General features: G+C 57.4%; 16 protein-coding genes. 3 read left to right on the forward strand and 13 right to left on the reverse strand.

What is annotated here, in order from left to right; all coding sequences use genetic code 11:
* Positions 1–67 precede the first annotated feature (67 nt).
* From trpC to SCARR_RS18000, 8 genes are all read right to left on the reverse strand, one after another.
* Entirely contained in the window at positions 68–847 is a 780-nt protein-coding gene (trpC, locus tag SCARR_RS17965; protein ID WP_136063037.1) for an indole-3-glycerol phosphate synthase TrpC, read from the reverse strand.
* Entirely contained in the window at positions 847–1,941 is a 1,095-nt protein-coding gene (gene prfB, locus SCARR_RS17970; RefSeq protein WP_136063038.1) for a peptide chain release factor 2, read from the reverse strand. The genes trpC and prfB overlap by 1 nt, the downstream gene beginning before the upstream one ends.
* 164 nt (positions 1,942–2,105) lie before the next feature.
* Positions 2,106–2,612: an ORF6N domain-containing protein gene (locus SCARR_RS17975; protein WP_136063039.1), complete on the reverse strand. Its 507-nt coding sequence runs from the start codon at positions 2,610–2,612 to the stop codon at positions 2,106–2,108.
* 94 nt (positions 2,613–2,706) lie between these two features.
* The gene (locus tag SCARR_RS17980; RefSeq protein WP_168433416.1) at positions 2,707–4,413 is read right to left on the reverse strand and encodes a formylglycine-generating enzyme family protein; all 1,707 of its coding nucleotides are present in this window, start codon (positions 4,411–4,413) and stop codon (positions 2,707–2,709) included.
* The gene (gene lnt, locus SCARR_RS17985) at positions 4,403–6,076 is read right to left on the reverse strand and encodes an apolipoprotein N-acyltransferase (RefSeq protein WP_136063041.1); all 1,674 of its coding nucleotides are present in this window, start codon (positions 6,074–6,076) and stop codon (positions 4,403–4,405) included. The genes SCARR_RS17980 and lnt overlap by 11 nt, the downstream gene beginning before the upstream one ends.
* Before the next feature lie 24 nt (positions 6,077–6,100).
* Complete coding sequence (locus tag SCARR_RS17990; protein WP_136063042.1) at positions 6,101–6,778, reverse strand: hypothetical protein; 678 nt, start codon at positions 6,776–6,778, stop codon at positions 6,101–6,103.
* Positions 6,775–7,230, reverse strand: a complete 456-nt coding sequence (nrdR, locus tag SCARR_RS17995) for a transcriptional regulator NrdR (RefSeq protein ID WP_136063043.1) — start codon at positions 7,228–7,230, stop codon at positions 6,775–6,777. The genes SCARR_RS17990 and nrdR overlap by 4 nt, the downstream gene beginning before the upstream one ends.
* Before the next feature lie 110 nt (positions 7,231–7,340).
* Positions 7,341–7,892 (reverse strand): histone, encoded by a 552-nt coding sequence (locus SCARR_RS18000; protein ID WP_136063044.1) that lies wholly within the window; start codon positions 7,890–7,892, stop codon positions 7,341–7,343.
* Positions 7,893–7,980: 88 nt separating this feature from the next.
* On the opposite strand from SCARR_RS18000, the gene SCARR_RS18005 reads away from it, so the two are divergent.
* Positions 7,981–8,181, forward strand: a complete 201-nt coding sequence (locus SCARR_RS18005) for a hypothetical protein (protein WP_136063045.1) — start codon at positions 7,981–7,983, stop codon at positions 8,179–8,181.
* A gap of 10 nt (positions 8,182–8,191) precedes the next feature.
* On the opposite strand, the gene infB is transcribed toward SCARR_RS18005, so the two are convergent.
* Together infB and nusA are read right to left on the reverse strand one after the other, a co-directional pair.
* Positions 8,192–10,309 carry a translation initiation factor IF-2 gene (gene infB / locus SCARR_RS18010; protein ID WP_136063046.1) on the reverse strand — a complete coding sequence of 706 codons (2,118 nt, stop codon included), beginning with the start codon at positions 10,307–10,309 and terminating at the stop codon, positions 8,192–8,194.
* A complete protein-coding gene (gene nusA, locus SCARR_RS18015; protein ID WP_136063047.1) occupies positions 10,306–11,493 on the reverse strand; it encodes a transcription termination factor NusA in 1,188 nt (395 codons plus the stop codon). Before nusA ends, infB begins: the two co-directional genes overlap by 4 nt.
* Positions 11,494–11,757: 264 nt before the next feature.
* Between nusA and SCARR_RS18020 the strand changes: the two genes are divergently transcribed.
* Positions 11,758–12,348, forward strand: coding sequence for a LemA family protein (locus SCARR_RS18020; RefSeq protein ID WP_136063048.1), 591 nt, complete (start codon positions 11,758–11,760; stop codon positions 12,346–12,348).
* A 274-nt stretch (positions 12,349–12,622) separates the two neighbouring features.
* Complete coding sequence (locus SCARR_RS18030) at positions 12,623–14,647, forward strand: M48 family metallopeptidase (protein ID WP_136063049.1); 2,025 nt, start codon at positions 12,623–12,625, stop codon at positions 14,645–14,647.
* A gap of 68 nt (positions 14,648–14,715) precedes the next feature.
* On the opposite strand, the gene SCARR_RS18035 is transcribed toward SCARR_RS18030, so the two are convergent.
* The 3 genes from SCARR_RS18035 to SCARR_RS18045 form a co-directional block, all read right to left on the reverse strand.
* The gene (locus SCARR_RS18035) at positions 14,716–15,189 is read right to left on the reverse strand and encodes a hypothetical protein (protein ID WP_407984856.1); all 474 of its coding nucleotides are present in this window, start codon (positions 15,187–15,189) and stop codon (positions 14,716–14,718) included.
* Between the two features lie 134 nt (positions 15,190–15,323).
* On the reverse strand, positions 15,324–16,400 hold the full coding sequence (locus tag SCARR_RS18040) for a M28 family peptidase (protein ID WP_136063051.1): 1,077 nt from the start codon (positions 16,398–16,400) through the stop codon (positions 15,324–15,326).
* Between the two features lie 12 nt (positions 16,401–16,412).
* The gene (locus SCARR_RS18045; RefSeq protein ID WP_136063052.1) at positions 16,413–17,129 is read right to left on the reverse strand and encodes a hypothetical protein; all 717 of its coding nucleotides are present in this window, start codon (positions 17,127–17,129) and stop codon (positions 16,413–16,415) included.
* Positions 17,130–17,184 lie beyond the last annotated feature (55 nt).

Genomic DNA, 17,184 nt, shown 5'->3' on the forward strand with positions numbered 1-17,184 from the left:
GATCCTTGCATTTCCAGAGGATGGAAATCTTGCATTATTGCCAATGCTATATAAAGAAAAAAGAAGGCTAAATCAAACTAAGCAAATGTGCGGCCGCCTCGCCGGGTGCCGGCTCACGCAGCAGGCTTTCGCCCACTAAAATGGCATGCGCACCCGCCAGCTTGAGTTCGACCACGTCTTCCGGCGTCTTAATGCCGCTCTCGCTGACGAGCGTGCATCCTGCCGGCGCCATAACGGCCAGCTCAAACGTGGTGTCCAATGTGGTCACGAAGGTTTTCAGGTTGCGGTTGTTGATCCCGATGCAGTCCGTTCCCGCATCGATGGCGCGCAGCATTTCCTCGCGATCGTGCACTTCCACCAGAGGCTGGAGCTCCAAAGCCTTGATTTCCGCAATGAACGAAACCAGCTCCTTGTCGGTCAGTGCACCGACAATCAGCAACACCGCCGAAGCGCCCATCGTCTTGGCGTGGGCAATCTGCCAGGAATCGACTACGAATTCTTTATAGAGCATCGGAATGCCGACGGCCCCGCGAACAGCACAGAAATCGTCGTCGCCGCCGCCGAAATATTTATGGTCCATCAGGCACGAAACCGCGCTTGCCCCATTGGCCTCGTAGCCTTGGGCAATCGCCGCCGGATCAAACGGATCGCGGATCAGCCCGGCCGACGGCGACCGGCGCTTCACTTCGGCAATCAACCCCATCGGCGTGGCGCGCAGCGCCTTCACAAAATCCGGACGCTTCTCGATGGCCGGCAGCCGCGCCTGCAAATCCCCCAAGGTCTGGATTTCTTTGCGCGCCGCAACTTCTACGCGCTTATCCGCACAAATCTGTTCGAGAATGCTCATTATCTGTTCTTCTTCAAATAGGCTTCGATGAAGGGATCAATGTTGCCGTCCAGCACGCCGGCGGCGTTGCCGACGACCTCGTCGGTGCGGTGGTCTTTGACCTGGGTGTAGGGCTGCAGAACGTAGGAGCGGATCTGCGAACCCCAGGCGATTTCGCCCTTGTCGCCGTAAAGCTGCTCGACGGCCTTGCGCTTTTTGTCTTGCTCGTGTTCATAGAGTCGCGCCTTAAGCATCTTCATGGCGGCGGCTTTATTCTTATGCTGCGAGCGCTCGGCCTGGCACTGCACCACCGTGCCGGTCGGCAAGTGGACGATGCGCACGGCGGAGTCGGTCGTGTTGACGTGCTGCCCGCCTGCCCCCTGCGCGCGATAGGTGTCGATGCGCAGATCCGACTCGACAATATCAATTTGAATGTCGTCGTCGATCTCCGGCGTAACATCCACCGCCGCAAAAGAGGTGTGCCGGCGCGACTGCGAGTCGAACGGGCTGATGCGCACGAGGCGGTGCACCCCTCGCTCGGATTTGAGCAGGCCATAGGCATAAGCGCCGCTGATCAGCAGCGTCACGCTCTTGATGCCCGCCTCTTCCCCAGCCTGATAGTCCATAATCTGGGCTTTGAATTCCTTGCGCTCAGCATAGCGGTTAAACATGCGGTAGAGCATATCCGCCCAATCGCAGCTTTCCGTGCCGCCCGCACCGGCGTGCAGCGTGAGATAGGCGCCGTTGGCATCGAACTCGCCACCGAGCAGCGACTGCATTTCCAGCGATCGGAAGCCGCTCTCGACCTTTTTGATTTCGGAGGCGGCTTCGGCCAGCGCCTCGTCTTCTCCAGCCTCGGCCAGCTCCAACATCACTTCGGCGTCGTCGAGGCTTGACCCAATCGCCTCGAAAGGACCGAGCACCAGCTTGAGCGCCTTGGAGGCGGCAATATTTGCCTGCGCCTTGTTTTGGTCGTTCCAAAAATCCGGTTCGGCCGCCACCGCTTCGAGCTTAGCCTGCTCGACGCGCTTGGCGACAATATCAAGGTAGCCCTCCATCTCGGAGAGCTGCTCCCGGAAACTCGCAATCTTTGCTTTCAGTTCTTCGTTGGTCATCAAATCGTCCCTAACGCCCGGTCGGGGACCGGGCCTACATGCACCCGCCTGCCCTCAGGCGAAGTTTTCAGCAGTGGAATTAGGGAATATAGACCAAGGCGCCCCGATGCCAAACCCCGCAGTGCAAAAAAAGCGCCCCGTTGCAGACGAAGCATCCTGCTCCGTTAGCCATCAAAACCAATCTTACGCTTCAGCGGAACGGAAGGCGGTTCGAGCAAGGGCTGGAGATGCCGCCAGATCGCGCCGAGCGCCTCGTCATGCTCCAGCAGGGTCTTGTCGATTTCCGCCAGCCGCTTGAGAATCTCCGCATTGGCCGCCAGCCGTTCGCGCATCTGGACAAACGCCCGAACCACAAACACGCTCATCGCCACCGCCTCCGGACTGTTCAGCACCATAGCGGCCATCATCGCTCCATGTTCTGTAAAAGCAGCTGGCAATTGTGGCGAAAACTTGAGCTTTTGGAGGTGGTCACAAATTGTGACCACCTCAGTTTTCTCGGCATCGTTAAGACGGAACATGAAATCCTCGGGAAAGCGGCCAGAATTTCTTTTAACAGCTTGGTTCAGTACCTTGGTTTGCACCCCGTAAACCTGAGCCAAGTCAGCATCGAGGATCACGCGCTGGCCACGCACGACAAGGATCAACGGGTCAATCGGTTTCAATTCATTCATGGGCGGCCTCCTATAGCTCCAACTTAAAATAAGTTTTTATCAGATCAACCCATCGCGCCAAAACGCGAGTCGTTTCTTTTTTCGGGAGGCGCGGCTACTTGCTGACGTCTACTCGGAAGAAGCCGGCAGAGGAAACCGCGGAGGTGGCGGAACTACGGGGGAAGGCAATGTTGGTTTCCAAGGGCTTAAAATTTATATAGACCAGATCCGGCGTCGAATAGACGTTGTAAGTGCGGTTGGAGGCGCCGGGCCAGTGAACCACAAAGCCCTCTCCTCCGGGTTCGCCGTATAGCTCGAACAGCGAAGCGGAATTGGTGGGAATGGTGCCGGCAATGTATTCGGAAAGGTTGTCCTGCCCGTCAAAGTCATAGTCGTTGGTGGCGGACTGGCCGAGATCGCCGAAGAAATCGGTTTCCCAATCGTCGTCCATGCCGTCGAGGTCGGTGTCGTCCGAGGCCCAGTTCCAAACGATGGAGGAAGCCAGCTCACTCAGGACAACCATTGCGGCATTGGAGCTGCCGGTTGCCGGAACGCTGCCGGCTCCCGTCCAACCAATGCAGGTGTAGTTCGTGCCTCCTTCATTGACGGCCGACTCGACGGAGCAGGTGACTGCGGCCCTCCAGGCCAAGACGGTTGCTCCAGCCACAGGCACCGGCGCGCCGAAGGCGGAAACAACGCTCAGGGTATAATTGCGAGCATCGAAGACCATGTTTGTCGTCGCAGACGCCCCTGCCTCGGCATTACGTACTGTGCGGAAACCAACATAGTAATTATCGGTATACGGCGATTCTACGTTCGTGAGATCATCCTTATACCCAGCCTGCAGGTAAAAAGCCACGCTGGCCCAGCTTCCCCCCCGTCGGCTTTTTCCCGCGCCAATACTATTCCAGCACCATTCCCACACATTGCCTGCCATATCGTAAAGACCATAGTTGTCAGGATCGAAAGAGCCTGCCGGACTGGTGAAGGGATAACTCGATCGCTCATAATCAGGATGATAGCCTTCTGTGTCGCTCACATCATAGTAGTCTACTTGCTCGCTCAAATAGTTAGCATCATAATGCGCAATACTGCTCCCCCAAGGAAACCGCTGGCCCTGCATGCCGCCACGCGCGGCATATTCCCATTCATCATCCGTTGGAAGCCGATATCCGTCTGCGCTGAAATTACAGCTCGAATTGTTTATATTGTAGCACGCATCCAGTCCATCCTGAAGACTGCGCGCATTGCACCACTTTATCGCCTCGACCCATGTGATATCCTGAACGGGATGACTTGACCCAACACCTGCACCGCTACCGGAACTGACCGTGGTGGTGGTCTCGGCAACCACATTCCACTCGGCTTTGGTGACTTCGGTGGCATCCATGTAGAAGGCATCAACAGTGAGGTTATACCAGCCAAAGTCGGGATCGGTGCCGCTGTTGCTGCCGGCGGGAACGAGCACCATGCCTTCGCCTCCCGATGCAGAAACCTGCAGCGTAATGGACAGGTCGGGGAAGAGTTCGTCGCCGAGATCGGCGCCGCCGTTCCAGACAATGTGCAGGCCGGCGCCTTCGGGCACTTCGTTGCCGATATCGCCCTCGAAGGATGCATCCGTTATTTCCGATGTGCTGTTGGAAACAATTACGGAAACAAAAACGGCATCGTCGTTTGAGTTATCGGCATCATAAAAAATATCGACGAGCTTGGTTCCCTCGCGCTGGGAGACAGCAACATTCGACAGCGAAACGGAGGCCCCAGCATTCGCGACGGCCAGAAATGCGACGAGCAGAAGTTTTGCGGCTAATCTATTCGGCATCCTGCACATTTTTCTTCCGTTTTTTGCGGTTCAGGGAGCGAAGCACAAACAAAACGGTGGCGCCGGCCAGGAGAGCCACTTTCGCAAAGGCGTTGCCGCTGCGGGTGTAGAAGGTTTGCTCAAGGCCGACGGGGCGCGGTTGCAATGCGCCGACGGTAAAGCCCTTGGTCCGCACTGCCAGATTGCGCTGCATGCTTCCGTAGGCATCGATGGTGCAGCTCACGCCGGTGTTGCAGCAGCGGGCCATGGGAATGCGGTTTTCCACGCAGCGGAAAACCGCATGAGCGAGGTGCTGTTCGGATTGTGCGGAAGGATCGAACCAAGCGTCGTTGGATTGACTCACGAGCCAGCGCGCACCGGCGCGCACCGCCTTGACGGCCAGTGGCGCCACGGTGTCTTCGAAACAGATCAACACGGAAAAAGAGGCCTCGCCCCGAAGCGGCATAACAGTGCTTTCATCGCCCATGCCAAAGTCCATTTCGATGGGCGTGAACTTGCGCATGAAACTCGGAAACGGAACGTATTCGCCGAAGGGCACCAAATGCTGCTTGTTGTATGTGGCCAAGAAGGTCCCGTTGGTGCCGAAAAGAATGGAGCTGTTGTACCAAACGGGCGCGGCGCCGGAAGTATCGAAATCCATGCTGCCCGCCAGCAGCGGAATGCCATGGCTGCTCATGCGTTCAACCAGCGCCGAGCACGAGCGGCTCAGCCGCACGGGATCGGGCAAGGCGGTTTCCGGCCAGATGACCAGGTCGGTGGTGCCGAGCCGCACGGCCGCGCTGGTGAGCTCTTCGAGCGTATCGAGGATCTCCCGGTCTTTGGCGGCGTCCCATTTTTCCGTCTGCTCAATGTTCGGCTGGATCAAGGCGACATTAACGGAGTCGTAGTACTCGGGAACATTGAACAGCACGTTCATGCCGTAGGCGATGGAGAGCGCGAGCGGCGCAATCCCGAGCATTAGTTCGAAGTGCGGCCGGTACCGCTTCATCCGCGAGCCGTGGGTGTATTGGCGCAGCGTGATGAACACCGCCGCATTCATCCAGACGATGAATGCGGAGATCAGGTGGACCCCGCCCCACTCCGCCAGCTGGATAATGGTCGTATTCGCATACTGGGTGACGCCGAGCGGATTCCACGGGAAGCCGGTGAAGAGGAGGCCCCGCAAATATTCCGCGCCCGTCCACACCATCGAAACGGCAAACATGAAGCGGAGGTTTTTCCATAAATTACTGCCGGCCCACTGCTTCACCCCGAACGCAACAGCAAGAGTAAAAGGAACAACGTAGAGCGCGCAGTAGAGCGCCAGCACGACATAACCGAGCAGCGCGCTGGCCTTGAGGCCCGCCCCTTCAACCATGCCGGTGAGATTGCGGAGCCACCCGAGCGACATTATGAAAAAGACAAACCCGCACAGCAGCCCCAGTCCCGCCGCCTTCTTTGCCGAAGCCGACTGCACGGCAAACATCAACGGCACCAGCGCCGCAAAAACCAGCGTAGTTTTTCCAAATCCCGGAAAGGCGAGCGCCAGAAACACCCCGCTCATGATGCTTCCAAAAAGCGGTAGCAGCGACGACTTGAAAACCGGGTGCGTGAACGTCGGCGCAGGCCGCTCCGCATCGAAGGCCTGCCGCTTTTTATCCATCTCCTTGAACGAACCAATCATCTTTAAATCCAATTCCGCTAAATTCTATAAATCCAAACTCAAAAGCGAAGGCGCCGCGCGCCAGCCACGCTTCTCTTTTGCCTGTTCAAGCAGATCAGCCACGTAGCCGAGCAGATCGTCGGAGGCCGTGAGGGTGGCGCTTGCACGCGACCCCTGCTCAACATTAAGCGAGGCCAAGCCTTTGAGCCCCAGCACGCCTTCCCCGCCGGTGGCGTCCCAAAAGCAGCACATGTTGTCGATGATGGTGCGAATGGACCGGTAAAGCATCATCTCATGCCGCTCGGCATCGGAAAGCACAAGGCGGCCGAAGTCGAGCGTCCACATGCGGTCGAGCTGTGCGCCCGCCCAGTCCGCCGGGCGGATGACGCCGGCCGAGAAATAGGGCAGCAGTCCGGGAAAGTGGTGAAGCTCGGAAAGAATCTCCAGCCAGCGGACCACGTGCAGGCGGTGGGGGCGCATGGAGCTGAGCACCCGCTCCGCCGCCGCCCGGTCGTTCACGGCGCAGAATGCGCGGGCAATCAGCAGCATCAGATCGGAGCGTTGCACCCCCTGCGGATGAAATTCGCGACAGTACATGGCCACACTCGCCGCAATGTTGTCCGCCATCGGCCCCGACGGGATTCCCAGCGAAAGGAAAACATCCTGCAGGTGCATGGCCCAGGCATCCTGCCGTTCTATGGGTTGAAACCCGGCCGTTCTCATTCGCGTCCGATGAGGCGCTCAACCTCGTTCATAAACTGGCCGGCGTCGCGAAAGCGGCGGTAGACGGAGGCGTAGCGGATGTAGGCCACCTCATCGAGCTTCTCCAGTGCCGTCATGACTTTTTTCCCCAACATCATGCTCGGGACTTCCTTTTCGAATTCCGATTCGGTTTCCAAGATGATGGCATCGCACAACCGCTCGATCTGCTCGACGCTGATGTGCCTTTTACGGCAGGCGATGTTGAGGCTCTTCGCCAGCTTGTCGCGGCTGAGCTCTTCCCGCCGGCCGTCTCGCTTGGTCACCTGCAGCAGGGCGCGTTGGATTTCCTCGTAGGTTGTGAAGCGGTGGCCGCAGCCCACGCAGACGCGCCGCCGGCGGATGGCATCGCCATTGCGAACTTCCCGGCTGTCGATCACCCGGTTTTCCCTGCCTTCACATTTCGGACATCTCATACCACATCCCCTTCCCTAAGTTGCGCAGAAGATAGACTCAAAGCACGAGTCCGAACAACAAAAAACGGCGGAACGATGTCCGCCGTTTTCAGCTTCGCTAGAAGCGTGTGCTATTTCTTTTTAGCCTTCTTCTTGGCGGCTTTTTTCTTAGCCGGCGCTTTTTTGGCAACCGCTTTCTTCTTGGCTGGAGCTTTCTTTACAGCCTTCTTCTTGGCGGGGGCCTTCTTCTTAGCCGGAGCTTTCTTTGCCGCCTTTTTCTTGGCGGGGGCTTTCTTCTTAGCCGGTGCCTTCTTGGCGGCCTTCTTCTTGGCGGGCGCCTTCTTAGCGACTTTCTTCTTAGCGGGGGCTTTCTTCTTCGCCGGCGCTTTCTTTGCGGCCTTCTTCTTGGCGGGGGCTTTCTTCTTCGCTGGAGCTTTCTTCACAGCCTTCTTCTTGGCGGGGGCTTTTTTGGCAGCTTTCTTTTTCGCCGGAGCCTTCTTGGCGGCCTTCTTCTTGGCGGGCGCCTTCTTAGCGACGGCTTTCTTCTTCGCCGGTGCTTTCTTGGCGACGGCTTTCTTTTTAGCCGGTGCTTTCTTTGCGGCCTTCTTCTTTGCCGGTGCTTTTTTCGCGACGGCTTTTTTCTTAGCCGGTGCTTTCTTTGCTGCTTTCTTCTTCGCTGCCATTGTAGCCTCCTTGGTTATTACTCCTGGTAACTATCACTGACCTATCTCCATTGCTCAACCGAAGTTGCAATCATGTAAAGAGCTATCAATGATCGACCTTCTGAGAAACGTTTATAATCAGATAGCGATTTTTATGCAACCCGTTTGCTTTATAAAAACACATGCGTTTGCTGCGATTGCCACGGATCGTTTGCCGCTTCTCGCAAGGAGAAAATGTTTTTATGCATGCATAAAAAAAACCGCCCAGCAAGTGGGCGGTTTTTTTTGCGCGGCCAAGCCGCTTGATTGACAACGCGGCCTTAGAGTTCCTGCGTGATTTTTTCAACGATGTACGCTTCAATTTCATCGCCCGCCTCGAAGTTCGTGAAGTTGTTCGGACGGATGCCGCATTCCTGGCCTTGGCGCACTTCGGTGGCTTCGTTCTGGAAACGCTTGAGCGAACCGATCGAGCCCTCGAAGAGAACGGTGCGACCGCGTTTGATGCGGACGTTCGCCTTGGCCGATATGCGGCCGCTCATCACCATGCAACCGGCAATCTTGCTCTTCTTGCTCAGCTCGAACACTTCGCGGATTTCCGCAGAACCGATGACCTGCTCGCGCAACTCCGGATCGAGCAGCCCCTTCATGGCACTAGCCACATCCTCAATCAATTCATAGATGATGCTGTAGAGGCGGATCTCAACGCCTTCGCGCTTCGCCGTCGCATTGGCGCCGTTTTCCTTGCCGGTATGGAAGCCCAGAATAACCGCTTCGGATGCGCTGGCAAGCATTACGTCGTTCACCGTAATGTTGCCGACATCATTGGTGATAATGTTGACTTCGACCTTGTCGCTCTTAATCCCGCTGAGCGAATGCTCAATCGCTTCAACCGAACCCTGGACGTCGGCCTTGATAATGACCTTCAGCTCTTTCTTCTCTTCCGTTTCGCCGGACCCAAACAGATCGTCGAGCGACATTTTCTTCGGAGCCACGCCGCCTTGCAGCGTTTGTGCGCGGTCTTCCATCTGCAGCTCTTCCGAGATGGCCTTGGCCTCGCGGTCCGAGGACAACACCTGGAATTCGTCGCCGGCGCCCGGCACGTTGGTCAAGCCCAGAATCTTGACGGCGGTTGACGGTCCGACGGAGCGAACCTTCTTGCCTTGGTCGCTGATCAACGCCTTGATGCGGCCCCAATACTTGCCGCAAATAACGCTGTCGCCGAGCTTCAGCGTTCCACCCTTAACCAGCACGCTGGCGGTCGGCCCCATTCCGGGCTCCATCTGGGCTTCAACCACATAGCCACTCGCCGGCTTGTTGGGATTGGCTTTGAGTTCGAGCATTTCTGCTTCGAGCAAAATACGTTCAAGCAGGCTGTCGATGCCTTCGCCGGTTTCGGCGCTCACCGGAACGCAGCCAATGCTGCCGCCCCAGTCTTCCACCATGACGTCGTTTTCCTGAAGCTGCTGCTTCAGGCGTTCGGGGTTGGCCGAACGCAAATCCATCTTGTTCATGGCGATGATGGTGCAGACGCCAGCGGCCTTGGCATGCTTGATGGCCTCGATCGTCTGCGGCATAACGCCGTCGTCGGCGGCAACCACCAGCACGGCGATATCAGTCATGTTGGCGCCGCGAGCCCGCATGGCCGTGAAAGCGGCGTGGCCGGGCGTATCCAAAAAGGTAATCTTGTGGTCGTTGATTTCGACCGAGTAGGCGCCGATGTGCTGGGTGATGCCACCGGACTCGCCGGCCGTGACCTTCGTATTGCGCACCTTGTCGAGCAACGAGGTTTTACCGTGGTCGACGTGGCCCATGAAGGTGACCACCGGCGGGCGGATCATCATGGTGTCCGGCGCATCCGGCGCCTGATCGGCGACCTTCACCTGAACGCGCTTGGCTTTAAGCTGGGGAGGCGGCGCTTTTTTCTTTTCTTCCTTGCGCACCGTGAAGCCGTGCTTTTCGCCAATCTCCTTGGCAATCTTGATATCGATCTCGGCGTTGATCGAAGCAAAGACGTTCATCTTCATCAACTCGGCAATCACCTGGTTGGGCTTCATGCCCATGAGTTCAGCAAAGTCCTTAACGATGACCTTTGGCTTTTTCAGTTCGATCAGGCTCGGATCACCAGCCGGCTTTGCCTCCGAGGCCGCTTCGGCCGCAGGCGCAACAGGCTCTTCAACGGCCTCGGCCTCTTCGGCGGGAGCGGCGGCTTCGGGAGCCGGTTCCGGCTCGGCCGGCGCTTCCGCCTCTTCGGCCGGTGCGTTGTCAGCACGGGCCTCGTCAATCGTGGCGTAGCCGAGTTCGTCGCAGACCGCCGAAATTTGATCGGCAGTCAGTTCCGCCTCAGGGCCGCCGACTTCAATCTCGATGTCCTGCAGAATCTCAATCAGCTCCTCCGAAGAGACGCCTACATCTTTTGCTATATTTTGAACGTTCATCATTCCGTAATCTCACCATGTTCTTTTGTGTAAGCCGCCTCGGCTGCATACCAAACGGATTTGGCCTGCTCGGCGGATATGCCCTCGATGGAGGCCAAGTCGCTTAATTCGGCGGCCAGAATGCCTTCCAGGGTCAAGAAACCAGAGAAAACCAGCTTGTCGGAAAACTCCTCGCCGATTCCCGGGATGGCGGCAAGCTTGGTTACCGCCACCGCCACGCGCTCTTCGAAGTCCATGCTTTCTTCATCCTTCTGGATATCGACGCGCCAGCCGGTCAGCTTGGAGGTCAGCCGGGCGTTCTGCCCGCGCTTGCCAATGGCCAGCGAAAGCTGGTCCGGCTCAACCGTAACTGTAACCGTTTGCGTTTCTTCGTCGGCGTCAACGTGCTTAAGGCGCGCCGGCGCAAGAGCGTTTGTAATAAGGGTATGGATGTCTTCGCTCCAGCGGACGATGTCGATCTTCTCGCCGGAGAGCTCGCGGACAATATTCTTTACGCGCATGCCGCGCATGCCGACGCAGGCGCCAACAGGGTCAACGCGCTCGTCGTGGGAAATAACCGCCACCTTGCTGCGGTAGCCGGCCTCGCGGGCAATGCCCTTGATGTCCATCGTGCCGTCGGAGATTTCCGAAACTTCCAGCTCGAACAGACGGCGGACAAAATCGGGATGGTTGCGAGACAGCATGATTTCCGGACCGCGCTCGCGCTCACGCACCGCCAGAATAAGGGCGCGGACGCGCTCGCCCACTTCATACTCTTCGGTCGGAACGCGCTCTTTAGAGGTCATGACGGCTTCACCGTGCTCAAGCTCGATGATGACGTCGCTGCGGTCGAAGCGGGTCACGGTGCCGGTGATGATTTCGCCGAGACGGTCCTTGTATTCCTCGAAAATGATCTCTTTTTCGGCGTTGCGGATCTTCTGCATGATGACCTGTTTGGCGGTCTGTGCGGCAATCCGTCCGAGGCTGCGCGGCGTCGATTCGATCTCAGAGCCGTCGGATAGCGTCTTGTAGGCTTTAAGCTCGAAGGTTTTGCGATCGATCTCGATCCGCAGACCGTCGTCTTCCATTTCGGTTTTTTCCGTTGCGCTCTGCAAGGCGGTCTCGATGGCGCGGATGATGACCTCGCGCTCTACGCCTCGCTCGCTCTCCATATATTCTACAACAGCTTTCAACTCTGCAGCGTTCATCCCGCTACCTCCTTCGCTAACCTCAAAAATCAAAAAACCGGCCCTAAGAGAACAAAAGAGCGGGCAATGCCCACTCTCAATCCAGAGCCAAACTATCAACAAGTCGAGCAAAGTACGCCTCTCAGCCCCCCGCGTCAAGGGGCAATCCGCCAAAATCCCAACCCTCGGAATCGAGGCGGCTTTACAAAACCCGCGCCGCTTTATAAGTGAAATCGATTCAGGTTTTGCCTACTATCGGCGAACAAATTAACCAAGGAGAAACGGATGATACCTCTACTTGTTTTGCTCGGATTGATTGTTGTGCTCATCATTGCGGTGGTTGGCATGTACAACGGCCTCGTGACGCTGCGCAACCGCTTTAAGAACGCCTTTGCACAGATCGACGTGCAACTGAAACGCCGCTACGACCTGATTCCCAATCTCGTCGAAACGGCCAAAGGCTACATGAGCCACGAGCGCGAAACCCTCGAAGCCGTCATTCAGGCGCGCAATCAGGCCGCCTCGGCCGGCAAGGCCGCCGCCCAAAATCCGGCCGATCCCGCCGCGATGGCCGGACTCATGGGGGCGGAAGGCGCACTGGGCGGCGCGCTCGGGCGCCTGTTCGCCCTCTCCGAAGCCTATCCAGACCTGAAAGCCAACCAAAACATGATGCAACTGACCGAAGAACTGACCTCGACCGAAAACAAGATTTCGTTCGCGCGCCAGGCCTACAACGACGCCGTCACCGTTTATAACACCAAACGCGAAACCTTCCCGACGAACATTATCGCCGGCATGTTTAACTTTTTGGTCGCCACCCTCTTCGAGATCGAAGACGACGCCCAGAAGGAAGCGCCCAAGGTCAGCTTCAGCTAACGAAACTTGAAACCTGAAACTTGAAACCTGAAACCTGAAACCTGAAACTTGAAACTTGAAACTTGAAACCTGAAACTGGAAACTGGAAACCTGAAACTTGAAACCTGAAACTTGAAACTGGAAACCTGAAACTTGAAACTTGAAACTGGAAACCTGAACCTGAACCTGAAACTTGAAACTTGAAACCTGAAACCTGAACCTGAAACCTGAAATGGTGTGGGATCCCGGATGCTGAATTTCAAGTTTCCAGTTTCCAGTTTCACACTTCAATCCAATGGACTTTTTTGCCCGACAGGATAGCGCCCGAAAGCACACCGGCCTGCTGATTGGCTATTTCAGCCTGGCGGTGGCGTCCACCATTCTGCTGGTTTATTTCATTCCGGTCTTTGGCTGGTACGCGTACCGCTCCTACAACGCGCCGCCGGATATTCGCATTCCACTTCAGTGGTGGCATCTGGAGCTGTTCTTCGAAGTGTTCGGCGGAACACTGATGGTCGTGCTGGGCGGCGCATCGTTCAAAATTGCCCAGTTGCGTCGAGGCGGCGGCAGCGGTGTGGCCGAAATGCTCGGGGGCAAGCCCATCCTGCCCGGCACCGACGATTTCTTCGAGAAGCGCCTGCGCAACGTGGTCGAAGAAATGGCGATCGCTTCCGGCGTGCCGGTTCCGCCGGTCTACGTCATGGAACGCGAAAGGGGCATCAATGCCTTTGCTGCCGGCTTCGCCCCATCCGACTCCGTCGTCGCCGTGACCTACGGCACCATGACCGGCCTGACGCGTGACGAGCTTCAGGGCGTCATCGCCCACGAGTTCAGCCACATCCTCAACAACGACATGCGCATCAACATTAACCTGATGGCCATGCTGCACGGCCTGCTGATCATCGGGCTGACCGGGCGCATCGTGCTCGAGTTGGTGGGGCGCGGCTCCGTCGGCCGCCGGCGGAGCAAGGATTCCGGCCAGCTCGGCCTGATTATTCTCGTGGCGGGCTTCGCCCTAATGGTGGTCGGCTATGCCGGCGTCTTTTTCTGCAAATTGATCAAGGCCTCGATCTCCCGCTCGCGGGAGCGGCTCGCCGACGCCTCGGCGGTGCAGTTCACCCGCAACGCTGCCGGACTCGCCGACGCCCTGAAAAAGATCGGTGGCCTTTCCGGCGGCTCGCGCATCGACTCGCCGCTCGCCGAACAGGCCAGCCACATGTTTTTCGGCAACGCCCTCAAGGGTTCCATGTTCAGCACGCACCCGCCGCTGGCCGAGCGCGTCCAGTGGCTGGAGCCCACGTTCGGCGGACAGTTCGAGCGCGTAACCCAGGAAGACCTGCGCCGCCAGCTCGCCCGCTTTGAAGGCGCACCGCTCGAAGCAAAGAAGGACAAAACCGACTTTGTAGACCTCTTCACCGACCCCGGCAAAGTGGTCGTCGCCGCCGCCGTGCTCGATGCGGCCGCCACACCCGCCGCCCGGCCCAACAACCCCGAAGCGTTGATCGCTTCCATCGGCGCGCCGATGGAACACCATGCCGAAGCCGCCCAGCGGCTGATCGCCTCGATCCCCGAAAAGGTTAAGGAACATGCCCGCGACCCGTACGGTGCGCGCATGCTCATCTATTTCCTCCTGCTTGATTCCGACGAAGCCGTCCAAAGCAAGCAAATGGCCATCGTCGAAGCGCAGGCCGAGCCGGAAGTTTTCCAGGCCTTGGAAAAAGCGCTTCCAAAACTGGGAAGCATCCAGCCGGAAATGCGCCTGCCGATTGTCGACCTTTCCATCCCGGCGTTGCGCTTCCTCTCGAAAAGCCAGTACGCCGCCTTCCGCGTGGTCGTGAAAGCGCTGATTGATGCCGATGAGCAGACCGATATTTTTGAATATGCCCTCCAGCGCGTACTCGTCCACCACCTCGACCCCGTCTTCAGCGGCAGCATTAAGCCCAAGACGGCAAACTACTACGCCATCCGCGGCCTCGAAAAAGAAACCTCCGTCGTCCTCTCCGTACTCGCCCGCAAAGGACACCCCGACGACATCGGCGCAGCCATGGCCTTCCACGCCGCCGTCGAAAAGATCGCCGACAAAAAAGCCGTCTTCCAGCTGTTGGAAGAGGAACACTGCACGTGGGAAAACCTCGATGCCGCACTGGACAAGCTTAACGAAGGCTCCTTCAAGGTGAAGAAGTGGGTGCTAGGCGCCGCCCTCGCCTGCCTGATGTACGACCGCGAAATCACCGTCGGTGAAACCGAGCTCTTCCGCGCCATCGCCGACACCCTCGGCTGCCCCGTCCCGCCGTGGGTCGTGCCGGCGGCATTGTCGTAGACGGAGCTTCCAGCTCCGTTGGATCCATCGATTCGCCCAAAACGGAGCTGGAAGCTCCGCCTACACGCTCAAAACCTGCGGCTATCGTAGGCCCAGTGGAGGAGGGCCTGGCGCTGGCGCGGGCGGCAACTCAAATCCCCGCGGGCGCAGTTTTTTACGACCTGCGCAATGTGACGGGTCATGGCGCGCCAGCGCTTGATCTGCCGCTCGTCGTCGGGATGGCGGCGACCCATGTAGTAGCGGCAATACCACTGGAACCAGCCGCGCGGATCGTCGGGATGGATCCAGTCTTTCTCTTCCCAATAGGAAAGCGGTTTGGAGGCGTTGATCCCGAAAAAGTTAAGCTTGGGGTCATGCCGTTCGGAGCAAAGCTTGGCGTTCTTAAACCAAGCCGCCGGGAACTCATCGCGGCAGTCGGTCATGTACTTCCCGCCGAAGACGCCCATTTCGAGCATCTGCTTCGGCGTCAGCTCCGGATCAAAATCCGGATGAAAATTGCGCCCGACCGGTTTCGTCAGCAGGTAAACATACCCCTGCTGCATCCGGTCGTTGACGATGATTTCTTTCGGCTTCACGGCATGGAACATAAAACAAAAGGCTCGAAAAAACACTTGTATTCGCACAGCCAGTTCTACTGGTGATTCCTAAAACTTTTCGTGCTTCCCCCCGCCCCCTGCTAGATAAGAAAAAATCGCCGAACAATGAAGAAACCGGCGCCAAAAACCCCCATGAATGCGAACGTGGCAGGTTCGGGAATCACCTCGGCCTGCGTTGCGGCCCATCCCACCGTGGCCTTGGTCATTTCGGTGGCATAGTCGAGATCGACATACGGCGTTGTTCCATCTTCCAGGGTTTGGAAGCTGCCGTCTGCGGCAATCACATAGTCGTTTGTTGTGTGGTAGTAGGGATTCTCCGGCCAGTTGCCATCGTTGAGTTCCTCGACCAAAAGACCGGATGTAATCCCCGCCTCGTTGAACGCATGATGATCGGACCACTTCGACGTTTTCGTAAGATCCAATTCGAGCGTGGTGTAATCCGTAATCGCCACGGCAAACTGATTCTGCCATTCGAGCCCAGTGTCGTCTTCAATGCAAAGGGTGGCCGTGTTGTTTCCTTCATGGTTGTAGCCGACCATATCGAACGACGTCATGGAAACGATTGCGGCCTGTTCCTCATCGGAAAGACTCTGCATATACTGCCAGGATCCCGTATCGGTGTCCCAACCGGATTCCTCGCGGCCGAATACGACAAAGCGGATCGTCTTTTCGTACTCGTATTGGCTCAGTACCCGCACCGCTTCGAGCAGGCCCGCCACCCCCGTGCCGTTGTCGGCCCCGCCCGGCGCGGACGAACCTCCCGAATGGTTCTGCGTCGAGTCGATGTGGGCTCCGATCAAAATCACCCCGCTCGACGGCTCGCTTCCAACGAGATCACCGACATAGTTCACCCCGCCGGAGAAGGTCTGGGCATAGACGTTGCCGCTGCCTAGATAGGACGACATGGTGGAGCTGGCAAAACTCTGGGCCTCCAGCAGATCCGCACTGCCAAGCCGGCGGTCGTCGCCCTCCTGCACCTTAAGCGGATTCGGGGTTGACGCATTACCGATCAGGAACTCCTGGTAGCTGTCGAGGGTGGCGGTCGAAGCATTGTTTCGCGCCACGCAGCCGACGATATCGCCCACTTCGAGGGCGGCTGCATCCATTGCCAGCACAAAGGCAATGCCCGCTAGAACATACGTTAACTTCATTTTCATGCCGCGATCGCCCTAAACCAGGAAGATCCTGCGGACAAACAATGAAGCCGCGGCAGCAAAGCCGATCAATCCCAGCGCCTTCGGCTCGGGAATTACGCCATGAAGAATGACATTTGAGCCCGTGCCGCTCATGACATCGCCACTATAATCTCCATTCACCATGTTTACGAGGCCGGAAAAATCCGACGAGAGTCCCGGATAGTATCCATAGAGGCGGAACTCGACGCTTTCACTGCCGGACAAAATCAGGGACGAGTCGAATGCCGAGTCAAAATAGGCCTGCTCGTTTATTGCATATTCCGCCGTACTGTAGGTTACGAGATCGGAAGCAAATCCATCCTGGCTAGTGCGCAGCACCCAGTTCGAGGCTCCGATCCCGAGGTAGTTACCATGGGTAAGCGACAGGGAGATCCCAGAGATCGAAGCGGTGGCGCCCGCATCGGCGCTTACGCTGAACGAATAGTATTTATTGGCATCGTAGTTGCCGGTGCTCCACATACTCGCAGCAAATGAGCCGGGATAGCCCCCTAATATGGCAGAAATCGGAGTCACTCCGGTTGCGGTCAACGGCGTCGCGGACAGTCCCTGTGCAATACCCACAGCGGTCACTTCAGAATCATTCGGCCCGTTGACACTGGCAATATCCCATTCCGCAAGCACGTCGGCCTTAGCCGTCAAAGCCGCCGACAACATCAGTAGTAAAATTACTTTCGACATATTCTTCTTCATTATTATTCCTTTCATTACTTTATATTTTTGTGTTCGCCTAAACCTGCCCACAGAG

It is taken from the genome of Pontiella sulfatireligans, assembly GCF_900890705.1.
GTDB lineage: Bacteria > Verrucomicrobiota > Kiritimatiellia > Kiritimatiellales > Pontiellaceae > Pontiella > Pontiella sulfatireligans.